The 22,394-nt window shown below is 59.0% G+C and carries 23 protein-coding genes; 9 read left to right on the top strand and 14 right to left on the bottom strand.

What is annotated here, in order from left to right; genetic code table 11:
• Positions 1 to 139: 139 nt before the first annotated feature.
• From lepB to ACP7B9_RS05470, 3 genes are all read right to left on the bottom strand, one after another.
• The gene (lepB, locus tag ACP7B9_RS05480) at positions 140 to 802 is read right to left on the bottom strand and encodes a signal peptidase I (RefSeq protein WP_425861473.1); all 663 of its coding nucleotides are present in this window, start codon (positions 800 to 802) and stop codon (positions 140 to 142) included.
• 220 nt (positions 803 to 1,022) lie between these two features.
• Positions 1,023 to 1,937 carry an arginase family protein gene (locus tag ACP7B9_RS05475; protein WP_425861471.1) on the bottom strand — a complete coding sequence of 305 codons (915 nt, stop codon included), beginning with the start codon at positions 1,935 to 1,937 and terminating at the stop codon, positions 1,023 to 1,025.
• Between the two features lie 158 nt (positions 1,938 to 2,095).
• Positions 2,096 to 3,034: a DMT family transporter gene (locus ACP7B9_RS05470; RefSeq protein ID WP_425861469.1), complete on the bottom strand. Its 939-nt coding sequence runs from the start codon at positions 3,032 to 3,034 to the stop codon at positions 2,096 to 2,098.
• Between ACP7B9_RS05470 and ACP7B9_RS05465 the strand changes: the two genes are divergently transcribed.
• The gene (locus ACP7B9_RS05465) at positions 3,033 to 4,445 is read left to right on the top strand and encodes a PLP-dependent aminotransferase family protein (RefSeq protein ID WP_425861468.1); all 1,413 of its coding nucleotides are present in this window, start codon (positions 3,033 to 3,035) and stop codon (positions 4,443 to 4,445) included. The two genes, ACP7B9_RS05470 and ACP7B9_RS05465, sit on opposite strands and share 2 nt — an antisense overlap.
• Before the next feature lie 351 nt (positions 4,446 to 4,796).
• Positions 4,797 to 4,991, top strand: a complete 195-nt coding sequence (locus tag ACP7B9_RS05460; protein ID WP_425861466.1) for a hypothetical protein — start codon at positions 4,797 to 4,799, stop codon at positions 4,989 to 4,991.
• Positions 4,992 to 5,181: 190 nt separating this feature from the next.
• On the opposite strand, the gene ACP7B9_RS05455 is transcribed toward ACP7B9_RS05460, so the two are convergent.
• On the bottom strand, positions 5,182 to 5,526 hold the full coding sequence (locus tag ACP7B9_RS05455) for a hypothetical protein (RefSeq protein ID WP_425861464.1): 345 nt from the start codon (positions 5,524 to 5,526) through the stop codon (positions 5,182 to 5,184).
• 518 nt (positions 5,527 to 6,044) lie between these two features.
• Positions 6,045 to 7,229 (bottom strand): acyltransferase family protein, encoded by a 1,185-nt coding sequence (locus tag ACP7B9_RS05450; protein ID WP_425861463.1) that lies wholly within the window; start codon positions 7,227 to 7,229, stop codon positions 6,045 to 6,047.
• Between the two features lie 165 nt (positions 7,230 to 7,394).
• Between ACP7B9_RS05450 and ACP7B9_RS05445 the strand changes: the two genes are divergently transcribed.
• Complete coding sequence (locus ACP7B9_RS05445; protein WP_425861461.1) at positions 7,395 to 7,808, top strand: hypothetical protein; 414 nt, start codon at positions 7,395 to 7,397, stop codon at positions 7,806 to 7,808.
• A gap of 178 nt (positions 7,809 to 7,986) precedes the next feature.
• Here ACP7B9_RS05445 and ACP7B9_RS05440 read toward each other — a convergent pair whose 3' ends face one another.
• Positions 7,987 to 8,328, bottom strand: coding sequence for a DUF5655 domain-containing protein (locus tag ACP7B9_RS05440; protein WP_425861459.1), 342 nt, complete (start codon positions 8,326 to 8,328; stop codon positions 7,987 to 7,989).
• A 439-nt stretch (positions 8,329 to 8,767) separates the two neighbouring features.
• On the bottom strand, positions 8,768 to 9,028 hold the full coding sequence (locus tag ACP7B9_RS05435) for a PLD nuclease N-terminal domain-containing protein (RefSeq protein ID WP_425861457.1): 261 nt from the start codon (positions 9,026 to 9,028) through the stop codon (positions 8,768 to 8,770).
• A 252-nt stretch (positions 9,029 to 9,280) separates the two neighbouring features.
• Here ACP7B9_RS05435 and ACP7B9_RS05430 point away from each other — a divergent pair, with 252 nt between their 5' ends.
• Positions 9,281 to 10,087, top strand: a complete 807-nt coding sequence (locus ACP7B9_RS05430; protein WP_425861456.1) for an aminoglycoside phosphotransferase family protein — start codon at positions 9,281 to 9,283, stop codon at positions 10,085 to 10,087.
• Between the two features lie 919 nt (positions 10,088 to 11,006).
• On the opposite strand, the gene ACP7B9_RS05425 is transcribed toward ACP7B9_RS05430, so the two are convergent.
• Complete coding sequence (locus tag ACP7B9_RS05425) at positions 11,007 to 11,267, bottom strand: hypothetical protein (protein ID WP_425861454.1); 261 nt, start codon at positions 11,265 to 11,267, stop codon at positions 11,007 to 11,009.
• Positions 11,268 to 11,608: 341 nt separating this feature from the next.
• On the opposite strand from ACP7B9_RS05425, the gene ACP7B9_RS05420 reads away from it, so the two are divergent.
• Complete coding sequence (locus tag ACP7B9_RS05420; RefSeq protein ID WP_425861453.1) at positions 11,609 to 12,355, top strand: CPBP family intramembrane glutamic endopeptidase; 747 nt, start codon at positions 11,609 to 11,611, stop codon at positions 12,353 to 12,355.
• A 100-nt stretch (positions 12,356 to 12,455) separates the two neighbouring features.
• Here ACP7B9_RS05420 and ACP7B9_RS05415 read toward each other — a convergent pair whose 3' ends face one another.
• The gene (locus ACP7B9_RS05415) at positions 12,456 to 13,067 is read right to left on the bottom strand and encodes a GrpB family protein (protein WP_425861451.1); all 612 of its coding nucleotides are present in this window, start codon (positions 13,065 to 13,067) and stop codon (positions 12,456 to 12,458) included.
• Between the two features lie 237 nt (positions 13,068 to 13,304).
• On the opposite strand from ACP7B9_RS05415, the gene ACP7B9_RS05410 reads away from it, so the two are divergent.
• Entirely contained in the window at positions 13,305 to 13,796 is a 492-nt protein-coding gene (locus tag ACP7B9_RS05410; RefSeq protein WP_425861450.1) for a hypothetical protein, read from the top strand.
• Positions 13,797 to 14,668: 872 nt separating this feature from the next.
• Here ACP7B9_RS05410 and ACP7B9_RS05405 read toward each other — a convergent pair.
• The 4 genes from ACP7B9_RS05405 to ACP7B9_RS05390 all read right to left on the bottom strand — a co-directional run bounded on the left by ACP7B9_RS05405 (position 14,669) and on the right by ACP7B9_RS05390 (position 17,785).
• Positions 14,669 to 15,052, bottom strand: coding sequence for a hypothetical protein (locus ACP7B9_RS05405; RefSeq protein ID WP_425861448.1), 384 nt, complete (start codon positions 15,050 to 15,052; stop codon positions 14,669 to 14,671).
• A 103-nt stretch (positions 15,053 to 15,155) separates the two neighbouring features.
• A complete protein-coding gene (locus ACP7B9_RS05400; protein WP_425861447.1) occupies positions 15,156 to 15,548 on the bottom strand; it encodes a hypothetical protein in 393 nt (130 codons plus the stop codon).
• 231 nt (positions 15,549 to 15,779) lie between these two features.
• On the bottom strand, positions 15,780 to 16,436 hold the full coding sequence (locus tag ACP7B9_RS05395) for an HAD family hydrolase (protein ID WP_425861446.1): 657 nt from the start codon (positions 16,434 to 16,436) through the stop codon (positions 15,780 to 15,782).
• Positions 16,437 to 16,852: 416 nt separating this feature from the next.
• The gene (locus ACP7B9_RS05390) at positions 16,853 to 17,785 is read right to left on the bottom strand and encodes a threonine/serine dehydratase (RefSeq protein WP_425861444.1); all 933 of its coding nucleotides are present in this window, start codon (positions 17,783 to 17,785) and stop codon (positions 16,853 to 16,855) included.
• Positions 17,786 to 17,834: 49 nt separating this feature from the next.
• Here ACP7B9_RS05390 and ACP7B9_RS05385 point away from each other — a divergent pair, with 49 nt between their 5' ends.
• The 3 genes from ACP7B9_RS05385 to hrpB are packed head-to-tail and all read left to right on the top strand — an operon-like array spanning position 17,835 to position 21,515.
• A complete protein-coding gene (locus ACP7B9_RS05385) occupies positions 17,835 to 18,533 on the top strand; it encodes an MBL fold metallo-hydrolase (RefSeq protein ID WP_425861442.1) in 699 nt (232 codons plus the stop codon).
• A 34-nt stretch (positions 18,534 to 18,567) separates the two neighbouring features.
• A complete protein-coding gene (locus ACP7B9_RS05380; RefSeq protein WP_425861440.1) occupies positions 18,568 to 18,891 on the top strand; it encodes a putative quinol monooxygenase in 324 nt (107 codons plus the stop codon).
• Between the two features lie 5 nt (positions 18,892 to 18,896).
• Entirely contained in the window at positions 18,897 to 21,515 is a 2,619-nt protein-coding gene (gene hrpB, locus ACP7B9_RS05375) for an ATP-dependent helicase HrpB (RefSeq protein ID WP_425861439.1), read from the top strand.
• A gap of 41 nt (positions 21,516 to 21,556) precedes the next feature.
• Here hrpB and ACP7B9_RS05370 read toward each other — a convergent pair whose 3' ends face one another.
• Complete coding sequence (locus ACP7B9_RS05370) at positions 21,557 to 22,387, bottom strand: SDR family oxidoreductase (protein ID WP_425861437.1); 831 nt, start codon at positions 22,385 to 22,387, stop codon at positions 21,557 to 21,559.
• Positions 22,388 to 22,394: the final 7 nt, after the last annotated feature.

Genomic DNA, 22,394 nt, shown 5'->3' with positions numbered 1-22,394 from the left:
CGTACATCGAACCTCCTCAGGGAGCGATTCAGCGCGATTCGGAAGATCTGGGTCATCGGCACCTAGGTCGGTTCATTCGTAGTATGGGCGACGGCTCGGCAGCTCGGGAGCTGAACTGACTATTGATGGGGACTAGGTCCTATTTCTGGTCTGTCATTGAGAAGGTGTCGCCATAGTTGTTCAAGATACTCCAGTTGCTTATAGGCCAGGCAAGGACAGAGGCCTTGCCGACGATGTTTTCCACCGGTACGAACCCCTTGCCTGGTAGGTCGTGGTGGATGCGGGAGTCGCTGGAGTTGTTTCTGTTGTCACCCATGACCCAAATTTTCCCTGTGGGGACAACGGTGTTGAACCGGGGATAGCTTTGCCCCGTGTCTTTCTGAGCACCGGATGGCAGGTAGGGTTCAGCGATTGGCTGGGCGTTGATCGATATTTTCCCTTGGCTGTCATACCAGATCACTCGGTCGCAAGAGAAGCCAATGAGTCCCATGTTCAGGTGTTCAGTGGAACTATCTAGGGCTAGTCCCACGGCGATAAACATGCCCTCTATCGCGCCCGATTGAGCAACGCTGATCTCTAGCCAGCCCTGAGAGTCTTTGAGTAGGACAATATCCCAGCGCTTTAAGGACATCGGCTCGGGTACGAGCAGGTTCACGAAGACGCGATCCCTGATTTGCAAGGTGTTTTCCATGGATCCAGAGGGGATGTAGGAGGCTCGAAATAGAAACGTTTTGATCAGAAAAGGCGGCAGCAAGACAACGGCGAAGATGAAGACCAGTTCCTTCAGTCCACCTGACGCCACAAATAGTCAATCCCCGTGCGACGAGCGCGCGTGCGACTCAGGTCCCTGAGCGGCTCGGTCTTCATCAGAGACCCATGAGTGCCAAATGAGGAACTGCCTACGGAACCCCGGCCACAGCGTGGCGTCCAGGAACAGTGCCCACGAGTCTGGGGTTTTCTCTGAAGGCTAGTGGACCACACAGTCTCATTGCCTCTGCTTGGATCCGAGGCTAGAGATCAGATCAATGGTCGTTTACAGTTGCCCTAGACCCTAGAAACTGCAGGCCGGTGCCGAGTATCTCGGCGAGCCGCACCGCGTGATGACCGTCCGGGTCCAAGTCAGGATCAAAAACCGTGACGGAGGCGCCAATTGCATACGGGGCAAGGGCAGATAGCAAGGCAACGAGATCCTCCGGGCTCAGTCCGCCCGGATCGGGGCTGTCTACGGCGGGCATCCAACGGGGGTCTAAGATATCGACGTCAAGCTGCAACCAGTACCCGGCCCCACCTGCGACGGCGGCAGCGGCAGATGCTGTTGCCGTCATTCCCCGTTGCATCGCCACACGAGCGGGCATGACAAGCCCGAGTACGGAATCTGCTTCAGCAAATTCTGGGTCGTCGTCCCGACAGCCGATATGAGCCACATTCCCTGGAGCAAAGTACGGGCCGCGGCCCTGGATGTTGGCGATCGCGGGCCAGTGCATACCGACGGCTGCGGCGAGATCCTCGCCTGCCACGCTTGCACATTCATTACTGTTTCCAGGGTGCCGAAAGTCGGTATGACCGTCCAAATGGACTAATCCGGCGTTTCGACGGTTGGTCAGCGCCAGTCCCGCACTCAGCAACAGGCTGCAATCGCCTCCAATCACCAGCGGGGACTCACCACGTTCTAGAACTGAGCCGATGCGGCCGGCAAGGCGTATTGCATGCTCGATCATCGCAGTTTCGTTGCGCACATGACCCTTGGCTCGGGTCTGGTCGTCATTCACATAGCGCCCTGGGAGCACTACGCCCGCATCCAAAGCGCCCGCGGACATCAGCCGGTCGTAGAGCCCGGCATCACGAAGCGCCTCCGGGGCTTTTGACGTACCGGGAACACTGCCAAGCTCAGGAGGGCGCAACCCCAAGTTCGTGGGAGCGGAAACAATAGAAATCATGACTTTATTCTGTCACTCAAGCGATACTGATCGGCCTCGCTCTCCCCGCCGACATAATCGAATTCTCGGTAGGGAACCCCGAGCGGGACGTATGGTCGGGCCGTTTGGCCGGCTGGTGCCGGAGAACGTTGCCTAGTAGGGGATTTGGGTTGACGCACTCATTTCTGGGGATGGTTTTGCGGGTTGAGTCGGACGCGGACCGCCATTCCGGCGCAGAGGATGACGGCGAGGCCGCCCGCGACGGTGATCCAGCTAAGTGTCTCGCCGAGCAGGAGCCATGCCCAGCAAATGCTCAGCACCGGTTGTACAAGTTGAATCTGGCTGACTTGAGCCATGGGGCCGATAGACAGGCCCCGGTACCAAGCAAAGAAGCCCAGGAACAGGCTGACGACGCCCAGATAGGCAAAGGACGCCCATTGTGCGGGTGTGCCAGATGGCGGCTGCTGAATGACGGAGACAGCGGTCAGGCCCGCCATCAAGGGGGCCACGAGTACGAGCGCCCACGATACAGTTTGCCAGGCGCCGAGTTCACGAGAAAGAAGGCCTCCCTCGGCGTATCCGATGGCCGCGGCGATCACCGCTCCAAAGAGCAGTAGATCGGTCCAGCCGATCGCCCCGAAGCCCCCGGATTGGGTGAATGCGAAGGTCATGACTGCCGCTGCACCCACGGCCGTCATAATCCAGAACGCCCCCGAGGAGTGTTCCTTTCCGCGGATGACGGCGACCGTGGCCGTCGCAGCGGGGAGCAGCGCAATGACGACCGCACCGTGGCTGGCGGGGACGGCGGTCAGGGCGAAGGAAGTCAGTAGTGGGAATCCAACGACGGTGCCGCCGGCGATCACGGCGAGACGCATCCACTGCTTTCCCTGAGGGAGCGGTTGCTTGGTAAGTCCCAGCGCCAGTGCCGCCAGGATTGCGGCAACGACCGCGCGGCCAGAGCCGATGAATAATGGCGACATTCCCTCGACGGCCACCCGCGTGAACGGCACAGTGAAGGAAAATGCGGCCACACCGAGCAAGCCCCACCAAAGTCCGGTGCCCGGACTTGACGATATCACTGGGTATTTCTGGACAGTAGCGCTACTATTGGTACTCATGTACAACGATAGCAGTTCACGTATTGTGGCGCGACTGAAGGAACGGATCGCCGCATCGGCCCCGGGATCTCGGCTGCCAGCGACTAGGGCGCTGGTCGCCGAGTTCCAAGCCAGTCCCGTGACGGTGCAGAAAGCCCTGCAGACACTGACAACCCAGGGACTGATTGAGAGTAGGCCGGGAGTCGGGACTTTCGTAAGGGCCGTGCGTACCGTACGGCCCGCCGACTACGGGTGGCAAAGCGCCGCATTGGGTTCACCCCGGGCACCGCTTCCCGCGGTCTCGTCCATGATGCGCACCGTATCCAACGATGCCATCGCCTTCCACTCTGGATACCCGGATGCGGAGTTACTGCCCGAGCGCCTAATCCGTGCGGCCCTCACCCGCGCGGCCCGCGGCGATGCTGCTCTGTCCCGACCCCCGGTCGCAGGACTCCCGGACCTGCAATCCTGGTTCGCGCGTGAACTGGGCGCGGCCACTCCGACCGGCATCAACCCACCAGACCCAAGCGATGTCATCGTGCTTCCCGGAAGCCAGAGCGGACTCAGCTCCATCATCAGCGCCCTGGTCGGCAGTGGACAGCCTCTGCTCATCGAGTCTCCGACCTATTGGGGAGCCCTTCTGGCCGCGCGGCAGGCAGGGGTCCGGCTCATCCCAATACCAAGCGGCCCCGAGGGGCCGGATCTGATGGCGCTGGCCCGGGCCTTTGCCGAAAGCGGGGCGCGGATGTTCTACGCGCAACCCCACTATGCCAACCCCACCGGTTCGCAATGGAGTGCGCAGCGTGGAGAGGAAGTGCTGGAAGTTGTGCGCGCCAACGGCGCATTCCTGGTCGAAGACGACTGGGCGCATGACTTCGGCATCAACACCACCCCCGTACCGATTGCCGCGCGGGATGATTCGGGCCACGTTATCTACCTTCGCTCGCTGACCAAGAGTATTTCCCCGGCCATCCGCATCGCCGCCGTCATCGCCCGCGGCCCGGCCCGCGAACGTATCCTTGCTGACCGCGGTGCAGAATCAATGTACGTCAGCGGCCTGCTCCAAGCGGCAGCCCTTGATGTCGTCACCCAACCGGGCTGGCAAACGCATGTGCGCAGCCTGCGTCACCAGCTGCGATCGCGCCGTGACTTGTTGGTTTCCAGCCTGCAGGAACATGCGCCCGAAGCGCACCTCGAGCAGATCCCCAAGGGCGGGTTGAACCTCTGGCTGCGCCTGCCGGATGGGACCGACGTTGAACGGCTGAGCCAGGACTGCGAAAGGGCAGGTGTCATCATCGCCGACGGCACAGAATGGTTCCCCGCGGAACCGGCAGGACCCTACATCAGACTCAATTATTCTGGACCGAATCCCGGCGCCTTTCCGGAAGGGGCGAGGATCCTAGGGCAGGCGCTGAGGATGAACCGCCACTGAGCTTTTCGGGTTCCCCAGCAAAACCAGAATGAGCATATGTCTGCCACCGGAACAGTCGAACAGTCCAGGCAGGGGCTTGTTCTGATAGGAGCTGGACGTTGGCCCGTATGACGGTCGCTACGCGGACCATTGAAATCAGGGTGGTGTCATTTAGGGTTTCAGATTGCTCGTGTTTCGCCGGGGGAACCCTTTGTGATCGCTGGTCAGGACAACCTTGGGGATGATTGACGTGTCTTGCCTGAAGATGATCTTGGGCGCCGGCGTCTTGCGCGATATCTTGAGTTGCGGATCTACTACCGTCGTCCTTATGGATAATGCCAAACGTCGAGCGAGCGTGAGAGGATCAACCGCATGAGAACAAAGAAGTTCGTGACTAGCCTGACCATTTTTATCTGCACTTTTGCGGCTTATAACTTTGGCAAGTACTTCGAAGCATTCGATGGGCTCCTTTTTACAGGCATCCTTACAGTGGTTGGAGTCATCGCGCTTGGGCGCTTCGTAGAGAGCGATAATTCGGCGGTCAAAGGTAAAACACCTCAGCCCTGAGGCCCTGTCGACAGTCATTCTCGGAAGCTGGGGCACCGCAGAAAACGGAAACAATCGTACGCTAGGGGCGCGTTTAGCCAACTAGCCACTCGACTACAGCTTGCCAATGGAAGTCACCCAAAGCCTGTCCGGAGCGGGAACCCTCTACGGGACGCTCTGGTGCCCAACCGAGATTCTTCGCCGTTGACCGTTAATGTCGCGTCGCTAAGACCAGTCTCGCTGCTTTCTTGCCTTTAGAATTGCCGACCATGACAGCGATGAAAACAATTAAACATAAGCCGAGGAGAAACTTTAGTTGCCAAGTTTCTCCCGAAAAAAATAGTTCTGGGATTGTGAAGACCATGGCCGCGTAGATGCCTGTGAACGTTGGCTTCTTGGCCGCCTTGTGACCGACAAGCCATGTCTGTTCGTTCGTCATCATGGCAGTTCGAAGGCCTATGGTCCCATTGGTGCTGATATGACCGTCTGTACACCGCAGGATGACGTTGATCAGCTGAACATAGCAGGTCAGAAGGGCTATCACTGAGAAGAGCATGATCTGATTCTGTGGAGTGGGAAGAACGTATGCAGACACTGGGAAAAGTTAGAATCCTTAGAAAGCCGTGACGCGGCAGTTCCAGTTTGAAACCCCTTACGGTAAGCGCAAAGAAGCTACCTGACGCCGAATGTGAATTTCCGTACGAATCCTCCTCGGCCGTCTTCTCTGCACGCCTGCGAGTGACAGGGACCAGGCGGACGCCAGAACACATCCATTGGGTCATGGGCACGATAAGGGGGACCCTCGATTTCCGATGAACATGCACAGTCGCCATGGTCATGGCATGAGAAAAGGGCTGGCCAAAAAGCTGGCCCTCACAGGAGCTTTGAGTGTGGTCGCCGCGTCTTGGGAGGCGGAGGTCACCATGGCCGCCTCGGTATAGGCCTAGAGTGGTGGCTCATGAAAAAGTTGAACATCCGACGGTAGGTTGAAGCGCCCGCCGCACAGTGGGAATCTCAGAAGCTGAACTGATGGCCGTGGCTACTGTCATCGGATATGGATGGATGAACGCCGTGCTACGGGACCAGTGCGCGCAGCCGGTGCCTGGCCGGTTCCTCGACGTACCTGTACAGCAGGTGGGTGGCCAGGGCCATACCAGCCAGACAGGCCGCCGCGAGCAGGTTCGTTGCCAGTGTGTCGGCGTCATGCAGCCAGTCCCTGTTCAGCCAGAAGAAGAGGTAGATAAAGAACATGTGGACTAGGTACAGACTGTAGGAGCTGCGCCCGCCGTACTGCAACCAGCGTGCGGACAACGCTGAGCGGACCCGTCCGCGGGCCAGACTGAGCAAGACGATCAGTAGAGGGAAGGCCAACACGGCCAGTCGCCCCGGGCCCGAGTCTCCGGCCGCGGCCAGGAAGATCACGACGGCGGCTCCGGTCAGCACGGCGCCAGGCCCGGCCAGTGCCGGATTGAAGTTCATACGGTCCGCGTTCTGGGCCGCGATGCAACCGAAAGTGCCGGCGGTGAAGCAGGAGGCGATCTGCAGCAGCCACCCATACGGCTGATGCCCATCCCAGACGGCCGTCGGCAACACGACCAGTACTGAGGTGGCAAGTGCCGCCAGCGGATGCAGCCGACGCAGCCGGAACAGGATGAGCGCCAGCAGCGGAAACGCCAGGTAGGCCAGCCATTCGGCGCTGACCGTCCAACCGGGGCCAAACCAGCTGGCGCCATCGGCATTCGGCTGGAACCAGAGGTGGACCATTAGCAACTGCTTGACCAACCCCCACGGTGACAGATCCGGAGCCTGGTTCTGCAGCGACCAGTCATGTACGGAATGCTGTCCAACCCCATACGCGAACCACAGGCCCAGCACACCCACCATCAGTGCGAATGCCGGCCACATCCGGGCGAATCGGGCCCACACGAAGTCCCTGGTCGCACGCCAGCGGAACCGCGGACCCAGCCGGTCCAGGTAGGTGTAAGTAATGATGAAGCCGCTGAGCACAAAAAACACGTCCACGCCCAGGTCGCCGTTGGCAACGACTGGACGGAACAGCTCATAGATGGGGGCTAGGAAGGTGTGCTGCATGGCCTTGAGATGGAAGAGCACCACCCACAGTGCGGCAATGAAACGCAGTGCGGTCAGCGTCCCGAGATCAGGACGGGAGCGCTTCGTCCTAGGGCTATCCAGTGCTGCGTTCGCTGGGATCGGATTCCCAGAGGTAGTGCGACGCGGAGGTGAGCCGACAGGAAACATTTAATCCACTCTAGCTGTCATTTTCAGAAGTTGTCTGCACAAAATTCAGTACTCGTCTGCACGGCCTTCTTGTGCCCGTAAGTGGAACGCTGAACAGTCTTGGAAGTTTGCCATATCATCCCTAAGTAGGGCGCTTTACTATTCATCAACTGAAAGAGTTGATGAATGAAATCACGCTCGGTTGCCGCCACGACCATCTTGCTTCTACTCGCCGCACCAAGTCTCTCCGGGTGTTCCCTGTTCGATCCACAAGTGGACCTCACTTTGCACGATGTCATGAACGCCGGATACGACGGACCCGATGTCACGACGCAGGCTGAAGACATCACAGATACGGCGTGTGTATCTCCGCGTGTTTGCGTTGAGGCGTACAGCACTGCAGAAGCAGACTATTTTCGGTTTGATACCCGAAAGGGTGCTGAGGAGTATGGAGCTTCAGTGAAGGACGGGTTTGTTGTTAACTACATCGTCATGGACTTCGAGGGTAAGAAGGCCTCAGTGGAGAAACAGCTGTGGGCGATGCAGGCCTTGGCCGGCATGTGGAACGACTACGAGGGAGACTTCCCGGACCGTGGCTAGCGTTCGCAGTACGGGAACCTCCTGCGGGACCCTTCGCCAAGGAGCCCTCCGCCTCGCCCGCACCATCGCCAAGCCGAGCCTCTAGCCAGCCGTCGCGAATGTCGGGATGACGGGTTCCAGGCCCGTCTCATCCAGCCAGGCCAACGCAATTAGTTCGCCAAACAACGGGGCAGCCAACTCAAACAGTGTGGGCATATCCTTCGCTGATCCAGGTGAGCAGTTCGGCGTCGATCTCTGCGGGGTCTTTCAGGATGACTTCGTTGTGCCACCGGTTGGCCGACACACGCTCGGCGCGGTGTATCCGTGCCGATTCGATTTCTCTGGTCAGAACAATATTGACCAGAATCCCGCCACGGCGGGGATGGATCCCAAGAAACGCTCGTCCGTGGGCAACATGGAACGACGATGCGTTTTCTTGCACCTCACACCCGTCCAGTGCAGAAATCTTGTCCATAAGCGCACCGTAAACGCCGGACGAAATCGGGTCACCATCAATGCGTTCTCTTGCCGTGCGAGCCATCCAGCCAGCATACAACGGACAGATGCGGCACTCGTCAGATGGGGCCGGAATTAGCCGTCGCACCGTGGCCACCAATAGTTGACATACTCACACGCGTGAGCGCAAGATCCATGCGACCATCACTGCGTGGCAAGGGGACACGATCTGTGGTTTTCAACGTTAAATGTCGCATCCCAAACGCCAGGAATCACAGTCTCCCCGTTCCACGAGGGGGAACCTCCTGCGGGACGGCTTCGAACTCCAGCCACCGAATTGTTCTCATACACGCCAAGGGGAAATGCGGTGCATGGCCTTACTGCCCGCAAATTGGCGCGCTGCCGAACAAGATTTTCGACGACAAACGAAATCAACTCAGGTGATTGCCTGGATATGGAAGCGGGCTGACGCTCCCCTTATCGGATTTGCACTTGGGTCGTGGAGTCCAAACCGTCCCCTCAGATCAGGAGCTCAGAGGGCGGGCAGGCTTCGATGTCTTTCGTCCTGCGATGAACCAGAGAACAGGACCAACAAAAGGCAGCAGAAAGACGAACACTACCCAAAGCGCGATTCTGGTCGGCGCCTGATTCTTAGTCCGGATGATACTTACCAAAGAAGCGATCAGTAGCGCGAAAAGTACCAGGGCTACGGTGCCTTGCCAAAATATCCACGTCGCAGGAATGACCGGATCTGTACCCGAAGATTGAATGAAAGTTGTCAGCATATTTCCCCCAAATAAGACCGGTACTAGCATCAGATGCGATGTCGACTAGCGACTGTTCAGCACCTTACCTTGGAGCATTCTTTAGTCTCACGTCGAGCGGCTAGCTGTATGGCCCCAAACAACGGTGGTAGCCAGATAGATTGGACTGCCCGCAGGCGAACGGCATATGGGACAAGAGTGGTTCCTCTACGTGGTGCGTCGTCATCGTGGGGTCAAGGAGCCTCTGAATATCAGTCCGATACGATCGTATTCATGGATTGGGTTGCGGGGACAGTGACAGCTTACGTTGACCGGTGGGGTATCCAGCCATGCGGCGAAATGGTGACCACATCTTCGAGCTGGTTAGTTCCCGGTCGCTGGCATAATCGAGACGTTATGCTCAAGGTGGCTCGTGTCGCCGAAGAAGCCCCCGGTGGCCGCGTCCTGGCCTGGTGGGCAGGCTCTGCCGCGGCTGATGTCTATGAGCTCAGCGACCAGGCAGTCTTGATGAACAGGGCGGACGGACAGCGGGATCTGGCCGACATGTGCCAGGCAGGTCGTGATGATGAAGTCACTCACATTCTTTGCGAAACCGTCGCCGCCCTGCACGATGTGTCAGCACATTCAACTGCTCCTGCTGATCTCGTGCCATTGTCCCTATGGTTTCAAGATCTCATCTCGCCAGATGCTGCGTGGCGTCATACACGCACCATCGCACGGGCGGCAACGATGGCCCGGGAGTTGGTTCAGGCAACGGGGACAAAGGAACACCGCGTTCTGCATGGGGATATCCACCACGGCAATGTTCTTGACTTCCAAGGCCGTTGGCGTGCGATCGATCCGAAGGGCTTGTTGGGCCACCGCGCATTCGACTATGCCAATATATTCTGCAACCCGACCACAGATGTGGCACTGTCCAATTTCCATCGCCGCCTGAACATCGTCAGCCAACACTCCGGATTCGACATCAATACGGTGCGGTCGTGGGTCATCGCGTGGTGTGCTCTTTCGGTCACATGGACCGACCAAAGCGGTGGCCAGCCATGGACAGCCCACGCCATTTTGAGCGAGTTTGCCTAGCCCGGAACAGGTACGTTCCGAACGCTGAGATGCGTCCACAGGGGAACCTTCTACGGGACAGTTCCATACAGTGGATCCCTTGAAAGTAAAGCGTGCGCCGCCTGTGTCAATTATGCCGATATCGTCATAATTTGCATGAACCGTTCTGGGGATTCCCTCCTGCTACGCCATACCCGTCGCCCGTGGATAGCTAGAGGGCCAGAGCATGTCGATCGACTTTGGAGTGGACGAGCCAGCCTATAAATCCATCCGGCAGGGCAATGAACCAGGAACACACTTGGTGAGACGCGGCCGCGGAAGTCCTCAGAATTGCAGTTCTTTTGGAATCAGACTTCGGCCTGTGGTGGTGAGTTTGAACAAGATGTACATATTTGTCTCACGCGAGTCGAGGGGTGTCGGAGTAAGCCCATGACGTATTTTTAGCTCTAGCTGATCGCCACGTTCCTCCCATATGAGGTACCCGTTGCCGTTGTGATAATTTGCCGGTTCGATCAAGCCTTCATCGCAAAATCTGACTACCCAATGAATTGAGTCTTCACGCGCTGCGTGTGAACCGTCTTCTCGAATGAGCTGTTCAACTTCCCCGAAGAGAATCCAATCCGTCCAGGCTCTGGCGAGAATTTGTGTGCACAACCCTGAAATATGCAATTTAGCCCCCACCTCATGCGGTCAATTTGAAGTACCGTTCCACTCACCTTAGGCCTGCTCTCCGGGCCCTTGCTAGATGAGGATCACTTCCATCCCTGAGCGGGCAATTTGAAGCCGATGGCGAATGTACGTCGTTATATGGATTCGTTTTGGCCTGAATCGGCCAGCGTCACTCCCGCCACCGACCAGTTTTCACGGGGCCCTTCGTGGGGATTTCGTCGCCGGCAAGTACTGCGTGGAAATGCGGATGAATCAATCTAGGAAGCTCTGTTTAAAGCAATTGTTCGCTGCTAGAACCACTAGCATCTTGTTTCATATGAGATCTTCTGCCGCTGGTCCAGCCAAGGGAAACTAGCTTGGCAGCCCAAAGAACGATCATTGCGATGCCTGCCACCAACAAGAATAGATCTACCCACGTCCACTCTTCGCGCCCAAGCCGCAGAAAAACCGGAATGACGACGCATATGCCAACGGCCAGACCGCCCCAGGCTCGGAACCAGCTGCCGTGCGGAGTAGCTGAATTTTTGGTCATGGTTAAATACCTTTCACTTATGCTGCTGCCACCAATAGCGGTGATTGTTCCTTGAACGCACGATACAGCCGCAGAGCAGCAAGCTCTAGGTATTACTCAAGGAGAAAATAGCCAAGGGGCCAAAAATAGATTCGGATGACCTTGATGAGGTGTCCCGTCTAGACACTGGCGAAGTGCACCGTAAGCCGGTCCAGCTCAGGGACCTTGAGCCACCAAGCTCGACAGTCGATGTGAGATCGATGGTGTTGCCCGCAGGGGAACCTTGAGTGGGACGGTTATTGCGGCACTCACGCATTGAGAGATGGGCACGTACTTATCGTTTGATGCGTAAGGATGGTCGTATGACAATTAGTCCACCCCTTGTAGATACCTTGTCCGCATCCAGTTCCACGAATGCTCATTCGCCGCTCAACTTACGTCAGAGCCTGGTCCTCCTCGTTTCTGCTGTTGTGGCCACAGTTCTGATACTCGGGATAACGGTGCTTGTCATTATTCTGATACCCGGAGCTAGGGAAAACGGTCTTGTAGTGCTGGGGGTGACATTTCCCGTGCATGCGGCTCTGCTGCTGGTCGTGACCCATTGGGGCCTGCGTCGAGCAGGTATTGGATGGCGGACGCTGGGGTTTACCCGACCAACGCTGCACATCCTCCACCTGTTGTGGCAGATTCCGGTCATCTTCGTCGCGCTCCTAACGGTGCAATTACTTACATTCGCGGTTACTGGTACTCCACCGGTATCCGAGGGCGGAGGTATCGATGCGCTGACAACAAGTGCAGGTCCTCTGGTCGCTCTCGCGGTGTTCATTGGCGCCAGCCTGCTCACTCCCTTGTGGGAGGAAGCGATTTTCCGTGGCGTAATCCACGGTGGCCTCAGGCGCCGGTTCGGTTGCTTCCTGGCGTCTCTTCTCAGCGCGGCAATCTTCGCAGCTTTCCACGGCGTGCCCATTCTTCTGCCCTACATGCTGACGCTCGGTTTGGCACTTGCCTTCCTGAGAGAGTTTCACAGGACCCTTTGGGCTTCTGTAATCATGCATGTATGCCTAAACAGTCTTGTCGGCAGTGCCGTGCTCATTTCCGTTCTGACATAGAACGCGGGCCCCAGTGACTCAAGCCGTGGTCGCTCACAGCCCGAATGAGTCCGTCCGCAGCCGGACGCTTTGCGGGACGGGGCGCCCCTTCCGGTAGTTCCTAGGCCTTGAGTAGACCTGTGGCGATGAACGCTTTACGGTAAATCTCTTTGATGACGTGTTCCTTGCGGGCGTTGTACTGCATGGAATGTTCGCCGGCGGCCCGCGACAAAGCCGCCGCCTCACGCTTGGTATCTGCGTAGAGAGCGCGATCATCAGGATTGGCGCGAAGCCAGTCGCGGAAGATTCGATGCTTGACTACTTCAGGACTGTCATAGCCAAAAACATGCAGATGGCAAGCCGGCTCCAAGCGGCGCAGGACGCGATGCCCAAACCACCAAGGTTCCCGAACCCGTAGTTCGAATCCGGCACGTTCAAGTGCCGGAACGTATGACGCCTCATCATTTGGGTCGGCGACGATCAGGTCAATGTCGATAATCGGTTTGGCGGGGAGGCCTGGAACGGAAGTCGAACCAACATGTTCGATGACCAGCGCGCGCCAACCCAGAACATCCTCGATCTGCTTGGCGAGCAACTGGAATTGGTCGGACCAGGTATCAGTCCATTCGACTATGTCGAAATTCAGTGATGGTCCGGCACCAGGAACATAGGGCGATTGCCCTTCGGGAACAGGTGGTTCGTGAAACGTCACGATGTCGTTGGGGTGCGGCATGACCCTATTCTCGATGATCACTTCCGTTTCTGAGCTCCGCAACACTCTCCCAATGGCAAAGCGCTCCGCAAGCGGAACGTTGAACGATACACCTACCGACAGTTCGTGGACGTGAAAGCGTAATCGGCAGTTTCATCCAGATCCATGTAGTCCGGGGAGTACTTCGCCGAGGCCATACGCCGGTGCGAGAATTCCGGAACGCGGGGATCAATTGCAGGCTGCTGTTAGCCTTTCATGATGCGGGTACTGCTTACACTCCTCGGAATCGTTGCAATCGTCGTCCACTCCCTTCTCGGGGCAACATTGATGAATGACTGGGCCTTGGTTGCCGCGAGCGAGATGCCGCTTGAAACGACGATTGCTGACATGGATGCTGCAGGTCAGACTTACACCGCCATTCCGGGTTTGGCCTTCGCTGCGATGGGTGTACTGCTCGCACTTGCTTGGGGCGCAACGACACTTTTCCGTCGGACTTCGTTTCCAAGCTGGGCAACCGTGTTGGTGTGGGCTGGAATCGCTACCCTGGGTGCGCCAGCATACTTCTTCACTTCGTTCGCCAACCTGAACTCTGTAGGAGATACCTATTTCGATTGGAACGCCGAGGCGGCATTCGCGTTGGAGGCACCCCTCTACATGGCCAGCGGGATCGCGTTCCTTGTCGTCGTTGCAATGATGGTGACGGCAGCGATCAAGGCAACGGCGCGGAAGAGACCGTCGCCGGTTACGTAGCAGGCCAATAGGAAGTGCGCTTAGCCTCCTTGCAGCTGGCCACATGAGTGGAAAAGCGAAGTACTTCTGAAGGTGGGTATGCGCTTGATCGCGGTGAACCAGCGTGGAGACAGCTCTACCCGCGACCGTAAGTGATGAGTGGGTGTGCGAAATAACCTGATTCGCCATGGCCGTAAATGCCCCAGCTGGGGAACGCTATGCGGTACTGGGACTGTATTCTGTTGGTTTCATAGACTTTGGGGTGGGAACGACATGGGAAGTACCCGTAATGCGCCGGCATTCTTGATTGGCGTGATCATGATTCCAGTTGGCATGTTTCTGTATGGGCCAATTGGAGGGCGTGTGGCCCGGCAGGAATACCGTAATCACGAGGATCTTTACACTTTGCTCTTGTTGTTGGGTGGGGTGATCATTCTGGCCGGAATATTTCTTGTTGTTCTTAGCATTTTTCGATCACTTCGGAAAATTGATCGACTACCCAATGATGCATCGGTTCCGTCGCCCGACCGGGACATTTCGGTTCCCAGGGTTCGTTAGAGCCAGACATCGATTCGGCGTCTTTGGAACAACAGCAAGGCTTGGCGGTACTGCTCATAAATCCGAAATGGTGTCGAGGTAGTTCCACACCGTATCCGCTGACCATAGACCAACCTTCTACGGGACAGCTTGCGAAATTATGCGCTTGAGTACGAGCGGAGTTGAAGGGTGCGGAAATTTCCGGCCGCCTCAGTTGTCGCGGGCGTAGGCCTCCACATCGTCCGCCAGCTTCTCTGGCCGTGCCATGGAATGGTGGGCTCGCCGCGGAGGCACACTTATCTTGAATCTCCTGCTGTTGAACAATCTCGCCAGAGTTTTTGGAGCCCGGTTTTTCATCAAGCTAGAAATCGAGGGTCGGAGGGTGAACCAACGAACGTTTTCCCGGGTATAACCATCACCCACGGGTCAACTGGTTGGTCGGAGAAGATCTCCACCCACCAGCCATCGGTAAGTTCGATGGCTAGGTCACCACTCATCCGAGGCGACTGTAAGGCAATGGAAAGGATGGACAGGCCGCAGAGTTTCTGCATCCGAAGCAGGAAATCCTCACTTTGACCCCCAGCAATTTCCACGACACCGTGCCGAGTCACACGCCATGCCGACCGCGCGCTAAAGCCCCAACCCTCCCCGTTCAGTCCCAGGTTCATGCCGTGGGCGTCGACTTTGTGAATCTTTAGCGGCAAGAGAGGTCCAAGCAATTCATTCATCTCGTCAATCATGATCCAAACTCCACGTCTACTAGAGGCTTCCGTAATTCGTGAGGAGATGAATTCTCGGTCGAGAGATTGCCGCGAGTTTTACTGGGGATGAACCGGCTTTTCATCATGAGACATACCGGGGATCGAAGGGTGCGCCAACGTAGACGAGACCGGGCAGATCCATTGCCCATGGGTCGATTGGATGGTCGGAGAAGATCTCCACCCAACTGCCATCGGATAGTTCGAAGGCAGGGTCACCCCCCATCCTGGGCGACTGTGGTGCAACAGCGACGATTGAAAGGCCAGCGAGTTCTGCAACCCGTTCGGGAGTATCTTCCTCGCGCCACACCATACTCCAGCCGATTACTAAGACGCCGTCCTTGACCACTCGCCAGGCAGAGGGGGAACCAAAGGTCCACCCTTCGCCACCAAAAGTCAGCTCCCCGTAGCGGGAGTCAGCTCGATTAATCTTCAGTGGTAAAAGAGGTCCGAGCGTTTCTTTCAGTTCACTGATCATGGTCCAAGCCCCACATTCGTTAGTTCCCTTTGCTTATCTTTCCATGCCTTCTCCTGACACCATACGGAGGCTGGGCGGTTTGTCAGTGAACGGGGTGATCGCGCCATTATTGGGGTTAGTGAAGGATGCTCTGCATGAAGCATTGTCGGTTCCATGATGCGTACCAACGAACCCTCAGCTGGCAAGATATGCGCCCTCAACCGGAACGCTATCCGGTCAGCTACGTCAGCATCACTTGGCTAGTCTGCCCTGGCGAACAACAGCATCGATGACTTCGGCAGCAGTGCCCGCAATGAGCGTGGGAGAAGCCGTTTCCCCTGGCCACTCCTTACCGCGCGAGACCCAGCCCGTTTCTAGACCTGCTGCTTGGCCGCCAGCAATATCCGCGGCGGGGTGGTCACCGACCATCCAACCGCCTGTTAGGTCTGTGCCCAGGCGCCGAGCCGCAATCCGGAAAATCTCGGGATCCGGCTTCTTGACTCGTTCAGCTTCGGATATGACGACAGCATCCACATACGGTTCAAGCCCCACCTTCTGGATCTTGAGTGTCTGTTGAGACGTTGTTCCGTTGGTGACAATGGCTATCTTCCAGCCAAGTTCTCTGGCATTCGTGAGTGCTTGTGTTGTGACAGTCTCCATAGTCATCGAGTCCACGTGTTCGTGGAGCAGCCTGTCCACGAGATCCCCGAGGGCCATGTCTAATCCAAAGCGTCCCTTGATCGCACGCGCCAGTAAATCCCGAGGTTCATAGCCGTCCCGGTCAGCCTCGATGAGCCAATCCGCCTCCGAATTGGGTTTCCCGATCGACCGAACGAAGGCAGTGGACCAAGAACCAAAAGCGGAAGCTCGGTCGACCAACGTGTTATCCAAATCCACGAGAAGTAACATCTCTCCACCTTAAGCTGGCGGCTATGAACCTGCTTGATCGGCCTAAAGTTAGCGCCTATTTCAAGGTGCGGAAATCGTCCCGTTAGACGGTCCCGCACCGATTCAAGTGCAACCAAAATTCTCTCGACAGAGAATCCGCGATGGTCCACGGGCCTCGGATTCCCGTATATTGACCGCAAAAAAGCCCGCGGACCATATACGGGACAGAAAATCAGACCCAAACCAGGCACGTTCTTTGGGCTCCATGCTCGGCAAGAGCCAATGATCCGAGCATTTTGGGCATCGTACTTGGAACAGGACAGCATCAACGATGATGCGCATCGTAGGAAAGTCACATGAACGTGAGAATTTCAGGAAATTAGCCGTAAGCGTCGTCGCAGCTCAGAGCGATCCGCTGGCGATGGCCAGATTAGGGCCTACAGCCCCGCAGGATCTGTGTTGGCCCCGCACAGGATGACCGCAACACGCTCATCAGTTTCCGGTACATAGACGCCGGAATGCAGGGCTGCGAAGGCTGCTGAGGCGCCATGTTCGAGCGCGATCCGGTAGTGCTCCCACAGGAAGGTTCTTGCAGCCACGATCTCTTCGTCACTGACCAACACGCTCCGCACCCCGGTGCGTACGGCTACATCAAAACCGATGGCACCAATCCTGCGGGCGCCCAAGGAATCGGCGGCGATTCCTGATACTTCCACATCCACCGGATGTCCGGCAGCCAGTGCATGGTGCAAGCTCGGCGCATTCTCGGGTTCCACGGCAATCGTGTTCGCCCTGCCCTCCAATGCAGCGGCAATGCCGGCCAGTAGACCGCCGCCGCCGACAGCCACCAAGACAGTGTCAACCCCCTCGAGCTGCTCCAAGAGTTCCAGACCGATGGTGCCAGCCCCGGCCGCGATCTCGGCCTGGTCATAGGCATGGCAGTAGATAGCACCGGTCTCCGCTACGAAGGCCATGGCCAACTCGAAAGCATCGGCGTATTGAGCGCCGGCCTGTATTACGGTGGCTCCTGCGGCGCGGAGCTTGGCCACCTTCACGGCTGGCGAGGACAGCGGGACAAAGACAGTAGCGGGGACGCCAGCGGCCGCGGCCGCATAGGCGTTCGCTAAACCTGCGTTGCCGCCCGAAGCCACGGCAATGCCAACGCTCGGGTCAATTTCGCCACGCTCCATGGCGCCAAGGACGCGGTTGAAGGCGCCACGAGCCTTGAACGTGCCCGTCTTTTGCAGGAATTCGCACTTGAGCCATACCTGCCCGGGGGAGTGGGCCGCATCCAATTCCATAACTGGAGTGCGGCGCACATGGCCAGCGATCCGCAGGGCGGCTTGGTCGACGTCGGCGAGTGTGATCATGAGGGAGGCCCTTAATGTAGAAGGTAGGACGCAGCGCTAGGCTGGTCGCATGACTGTTCAATCCTCGCTGATCCATGACCTTCCCGCCTACACTGTCCGGCGTGCGGTCGTTTCCGCCATGTATAACAATGTCTATCTGGTGACGTCCAAGAGCACAGGCGCGCAGATTCTCATTGACGCCGCCGACGACCTTCCCGTCATCAACAGTTTGCTGGCGGACGCGGAAGCCGATACTGATGCTAAAGTGCCCACCAAACTGGCCATGATTGCTACAACCCACCAGCACTGGGATCACGTGCGGGCATTGGCTGCCCTCGTGGCAGAGTCAGGTGCTCCCACCGCGGCCGGTGCCGACGACATTGCCGGCATCGACGCAGAGGCAGGTGTCCTCGTTGGCCATGCCCTCCATAATGGTGGCACCTTGGCGGTTCCCGGCATAGAACTGGCAACCATCCACCTACGTGGCCACACGCCAGGGTCCATTGCCTTTGTTCTGCAGGACTCGTCCGATCAGACGACTGCAAACATCGGCAACACCCTGATCTTTAGCGGAGATTCCCTGTTCCCCGGCGGGGTTGGTAACACGGAGAAGGACCCGGAGCGCTTTGCACAGCTGCTCGACGACGTCGAGGACCGGCTCTTTGCTGTCTACGGCGACGAGTCGATCGTCCTGCCCGGGCATGGCGATGCGACAACTCTGGGTGCTGAACGCCCAGCCCTTCCCCAGTGGCGCGAACGTGGCTGGTAGCCGCCGTTTCTCTCGGGAGCGATAGGCTTGAGGCATGTACTTCATCGTTGTTAAATACCAAGTCAAGCCCGAAGCCACCGACACGTTCATGGAGGTTGTGACACCCTTCACCGAAGCAACGCGCGCCGAGACCGGCAACCTGTGGTTCGACTGGTCACGCAGCGTCGAGAACCCCAACGAGTTCATCCTTGTTGAGGCATTCCTTGACGATGACGCCGCCAGCAAGCACGTCTCCAGCGCTCACTTCAAGGCCGGTTTGGAGTCCATGCGCCCGGCCCTCGTTTCGACCCCAAAGATCGTTTCCCGCAAAGTTGACGGCAGCGATTGGGATGAAATGGGCGAACTGCAGATCGGCTAATTCCCATGCCTACAGCCGACGCGGTGGAACTTCCGCGCGGTCCTTTCAAGCTTGCCACGTTGGGGCAGGGACTGACTTTCGCGCAGTCCTTGCCCCAACTGGCAGCTGTTCTCAGCCCTGACGAGGGTGCCGCCGCCGTTATTCAAGCTCCTCCAGGGACCGGAAAAACCACGCTCGTCCCGCCCCTCGTGGCGAATATCCTCAATCGCACGGGTGGCGCTGCCCGGAACATTCTCGTCACCCAGCCCCGCCGCGTGGCCGTGCGCTCAGCCGCCCGCCGCCTGGCCACCCTCGACGGCACACCCTTGGGCACCAAAGTTGGTTACACGGTCCGCGGTGAGAGTCACACAGGGCCGGAAACTATCGTGGAATTCCTCACCCCCGGCATCTTGCTGCGGCGCCTTCTGCGTGACCCCGGTCTGGATGGCATTTCAGCCGTCATTCTGGACGAGGTGCATGAACGCGGACTCGATACCGACCTCTTATTTGGCATGCTTGCCGAGGTCCGCGAACTGCGCGGCGATCTAACACTGCTGGCCATGTCGGCGACCCTTGACGCCGCCCGCTTTGCCCAGCTGCTGGCCGCGGACGACGGCGCGGCCCCGGCTCCCGTGGTCGACTGCCCCTCAGCGTTGTTCCCCCTTGAGGTGAGATGGGCGCCGTCGGCCTTGCCACGCATGGACGAACGCGGCATCTCACGGGCCTTCCTGAACCACGTCGCAGATACGGCCGCCGACGCGCATGCTGCCGCCGTGGCCCAAAACCCTGACGTGGACGCGCTCGTATTCGCTCCGGGCGCCTGGGAAGTGGGGCACATCGCCGCCAGATTGCGATCAGTTCCGGGCATCGACGTTCTGGAACTCCATGGTCAGGTGCCTGCGCGTGAACAGGACCGGGCCGTTTCCGCCCGTGAAGCCGGCGGCCTGCCGCGCATCATCGTCTCGACGTCGCTGGCTGAATCGTCGCTGACGGTGCCGGGCGTACGGCTGGTGATTGATTCGGGACTGTCCCGGGAGCCGCGGCGTGACGCAGCCCGCGGCATGACGGGTCTGGTCACGGTATCCACTTCGCGCGCCTCGGCAGACCAGCGGGCCGGCCGGGCCGCGCGTCTTGGGCCCGGAACCGTGGTGCGCTGCTATGACCAAAAGACCTTTGCTGCGGCACCGGCACATCCGATGCCCGAAATTGCCGTGGCGGATCTCAGTGCTGGTGCGCTGGTGCTGGCCTGTTGGGGTGCCCCCGGCGGGCAGGGCCTCAGGCTGCCGGAGTCGCCTCCTGTCCAGTCCATGGCTGCCGCCGTTACGGTTTTGCACGAGTTGGGCGCGGTTGACTCCCGTGGACACGCGACGCCGTTGGGCAGGACCTTGGCGGAGATACCGGCCGACCCTCGTCTGGCCCGCGCGCTACTTGACGGTGCTGCCGTAGTAGGCGCCAATATCGCTGCTGAAATTGTTGCCCTGGTCTCCGGTGACGGTCGTGCCCCAGGTGCCGATCTCACCGCGCTGCGTTCAGCCATGCGGTCCGGGCGTGATCCCGGTGCGCGACGCTGGCAACAGGAAGTTCGCCGCCTCGAGGGACTTGTCCGCAAGGAAAATCGCGGCAGCAAGCCCGCCACAACGGAGGTTTCAGCTGGCGAGGTGGTGGGGTTCGTCGTCGGGCTTGCCTTCCCTGACCGGATCGCCAAGCGTGTTGACGGGGCAGCGGGCCAGCAGTATTTGCTCTCATCGGGCACGCGTGCCGGATTGCCTGCGGGCAGTTCGTTGTCCGGCCACGAATGGCTGGCCGTGGCCGAGGTGTCCCGGGCCCAGGGACGCGACGCCGCAGGAACAGGTGCCGTGATCAGGGCCGCCGCCCCCTTGGGCCTCGATCTGGCGGAGATTGTTGCGGCCCACATGCGCAGCGATGCCGTGGAGGCCGTGTTCAAAAGTGGAAAGGTCACGGCCCGCCGCGTACGCAGGATCGGCGCCATCGTGCTGTCCTCAACACCAGTAAAGGCCACTGCCGCACAGGGACGCGAGGCAGTGGCAAGTGCGCTGGCCGCGGACGGTCTTGGCATGCTTTCCTGGAGCGGTTCGGCAGATGCGCTTCGCCGACGGCTGGCCCTGCTGCATCGCGAACTTGGTGCACCGTGGCCCGATGTCAGCGATGCGGCCCTGCTCGAACGGCTGCCTGACTGGCTTGGCCCCGAGCTTGAGGCCGTTGCCTCCGGCCGCGCCCTGTCGGCACTTTCGCTCACTGAACCACTGCGCCGCCTGCTGCCGTGGCCTGAGGCCTCAAGGCTGGGGGAGCTGGCGCCGGAAACGCTAGAAGTTCCCAGCGGATCGCACATCCGCATTGACTACCCTGAGGTGTCCGACGGCGGCCCTCCCGTTGTGGCGGTCAAACTGCAGGAGTGCTTTGGGCTGGCCGATACGCCGCTGTTGGTCAAGGGGCGCGTACGGGTCCTGTTCCACCTGTTGTCGCCGGCTCGCAGGCCGCTTGCGGTGACCGATGATCTGGCGTCCTTCTGGAGTGGGCCGTATTCACAGGTGCGTTCAGAGATGCGTGGCCGTTATCCCAAGCACCCATGGCCGGAAGATCCGTGGACGGCGCCAGCCACCGCAAAGGTCAAGAAGCGGATGTAGTTTAGTTCTGAACACTCGCCTCCTTAGGGATAAGCGAGCAGTCAGTCTCCGTTGCTCGTGCCCTTGCGTGTTGCCTGGCGCCAGTCGTTGTTGGCCACATGCGAACTGGCCTGGGCGCCCATCTGCGCCATTCCGCCGTCGACCTCCCAGCTTGCCCCGGTGACATAGCTGGCGGCAGGGGAGGCGAGGAAGTTGATGACACCGGCAATCTCATCCGCCGTGCCGGCGTGCCCCAGCGGGATTCCGGGCCGGGGGATGTCGTGCGGATGGCGCGTCTCATCCGGCCCAAGGTGGGTGGCAATTTCACCCGGAGCTACGGCGTTGACTGTGATCCCATGCTCGGAGAGCTCCACCGCCAGGGTCTTAGTCAGTCCGTCAAGTCCGAACTTGGAAGCGCAATATGCACCAAAACCAAACCTTGGCTGATGGGCATGGATGCTGGTGACAACCACGATCCGCCCGCCCGATCCGCCAGCAATGAGCAATTTCGCCGCGGCCTGAAGGCACAGGAAAGCGCCGTTGAGGTTCGTGTCCAGGATCCGTTGCCAGTCCGAGTAGCTAGTATCAACCACCGAACTGTTCAGGCCAATGCCAACATTGTTGACGAACACGCCCAAGGAACCGAGATTGGCCGCCAGCTTTTCGATCACCGGGGCACAGCTTGGCAGGTCCGTGGTGTCCAACCATGACGATGCGGTCCGCCGGCCCAGCGCTGTAATTGCTGCCGCCGTGTTGGCCGCGCCGGCCTCGCTGTCGTGCCATGTGAACCCAACATCGAATCCGGCCCGAGCCAGGGCAATGGCCGTTGCCCGGCCAATGCCCTGGTCCGCACCGGTGACGATTGCAGCGCGTGGGTAGTCGGATGGTGCCATGTACGTG

The sequence above is a fragment of the Arthrobacter sp. TWP1-1 genome, from assembly GCF_049897845.1.
In the GTDB taxonomy this organism is placed as follows: domain Bacteria; phylum Actinomycetota; class Actinomycetes; order Actinomycetales; family Micrococcaceae; genus Specibacter.
The sequence above is the reverse complement of the archived record's forward strand: the minus strand, read 5'-3'. Positions and strand labels throughout refer to the sequence as shown.

Coding starts and splice junctions, on each gene's coding strand:
- ACP7B9_RS05475 (WP_425861471.1), bottom strand. CDS start 1,937: ATGATTTCTATTGTTTCCGCTCCCACGAACTTGGGGTTGCGCCCTCCT.
- ACP7B9_RS05465 (WP_425861468.1), top strand. CDS start 3,033: ATGTACAACGATAGCAGTTCACGTATTGTGGCGCGACTGAAGGAACGG.
- ACP7B9_RS05470 (WP_425861469.1), bottom strand. CDS start 3,034: ATGAGTACCAATAGTAGCGCTACTGTCCAGAAATACCCAGTGATATCG.
- ACP7B9_RS05460 (WP_425861466.1), top strand. CDS start 4,797: ATGAGAACAAAGAAGTTCGTGACTAGCCTGACCATTTTTATCTGCACT.
- ACP7B9_RS05455 (WP_425861464.1), bottom strand. CDS start 5,526: ATGCTCTTCTCAGTGATAGCCCTTCTGACCTGCTATGTTCAGCTGATC.
- ACP7B9_RS05450 (WP_425861463.1), bottom strand. CDS start 7,229: ATGTTTCCTGTCGGCTCACCTCCGCGTCGCACTACCTCTGGGAATCCG.
- ACP7B9_RS05445 (WP_425861461.1), top strand. CDS start 7,395: ATGAAATCACGCTCGGTTGCCGCCACGACCATCTTGCTTCTACTCGCC.
- ACP7B9_RS05440 (WP_425861459.1), bottom strand. CDS start 8,328: ATGGCTCGCACGGCAAGAGAACGCATTGATGGTGACCCGATTTCGTCC.
- ACP7B9_RS05435 (WP_425861457.1), bottom strand. CDS start 9,028: ATGCTGACAACTTTCATTCAATCTTCGGGTACAGATCCGGTCATTCCT.
- ACP7B9_RS05430 (WP_425861456.1), top strand. CDS start 9,281: ATGGATTGGGTTGCGGGGACAGTGACAGCTTACGTTGACCGGTGGGGT.
- ACP7B9_RS05425 (WP_425861454.1), bottom strand. CDS start 11,267: ATGACCAAAAATTCAGCTACTCCGCACGGCAGCTGGTTCCGAGCCTGG.
- ACP7B9_RS05420 (WP_425861453.1), top strand. CDS start 11,609: ATGACAATTAGTCCACCCCTTGTAGATACCTTGTCCGCATCCAGTTCC.
- ACP7B9_RS05415 (WP_425861451.1), bottom strand. CDS start 13,067: ATGCCGCACCCCAACGACATCGTGACGTTTCACGAACCACCTGTTCCC.
- ACP7B9_RS05410 (WP_425861450.1), top strand. CDS start 13,305: ATGCGGGTACTGCTTACACTCCTCGGAATCGTTGCAATCGTCGTCCAC.
- ACP7B9_RS05405 (WP_425861448.1), bottom strand. CDS start 15,052: ATGATTGACGAGATGAATGAATTGCTTGGACCTCTCTTGCCGCTAAAG.
- ACP7B9_RS05400 (WP_425861447.1), bottom strand. CDS start 15,548: ATGATCAGTGAACTGAAAGAAACGCTCGGACCTCTTTTACCACTGAAG.
- ACP7B9_RS05395 (WP_425861446.1), bottom strand. CDS start 16,436: ATGTTACTTCTCGTGGATTTGGATAACACGTTGGTCGACCGAGCTTCC.
- ACP7B9_RS05390 (WP_425861444.1), bottom strand. CDS start 17,785: ATGATCACACTCGCCGACGTCGACCAAGCCGCCCTGCGGATCGCTGGC.
- ACP7B9_RS05385 (WP_425861442.1), top strand. CDS start 17,835: ATGACTGTTCAATCCTCGCTGATCCATGACCTTCCCGCCTACACTGTC.
- ACP7B9_RS05380 (WP_425861440.1), top strand. CDS start 18,568: ATGTACTTCATCGTTGTTAAATACCAAGTCAAGCCCGAAGCCACCGAC.
- hrpB (WP_425861439.1), top strand. CDS start 18,897: ATGCCTACAGCCGACGCGGTGGAACTTCCGCGCGGTCCTTTCAAGCTT.
- ACP7B9_RS05370 (WP_425861437.1), bottom strand. CDS start 22,387: ATGGCACCATCCGACTACCCACGCGCTGCAATCGTCACCGGTGCGGAC.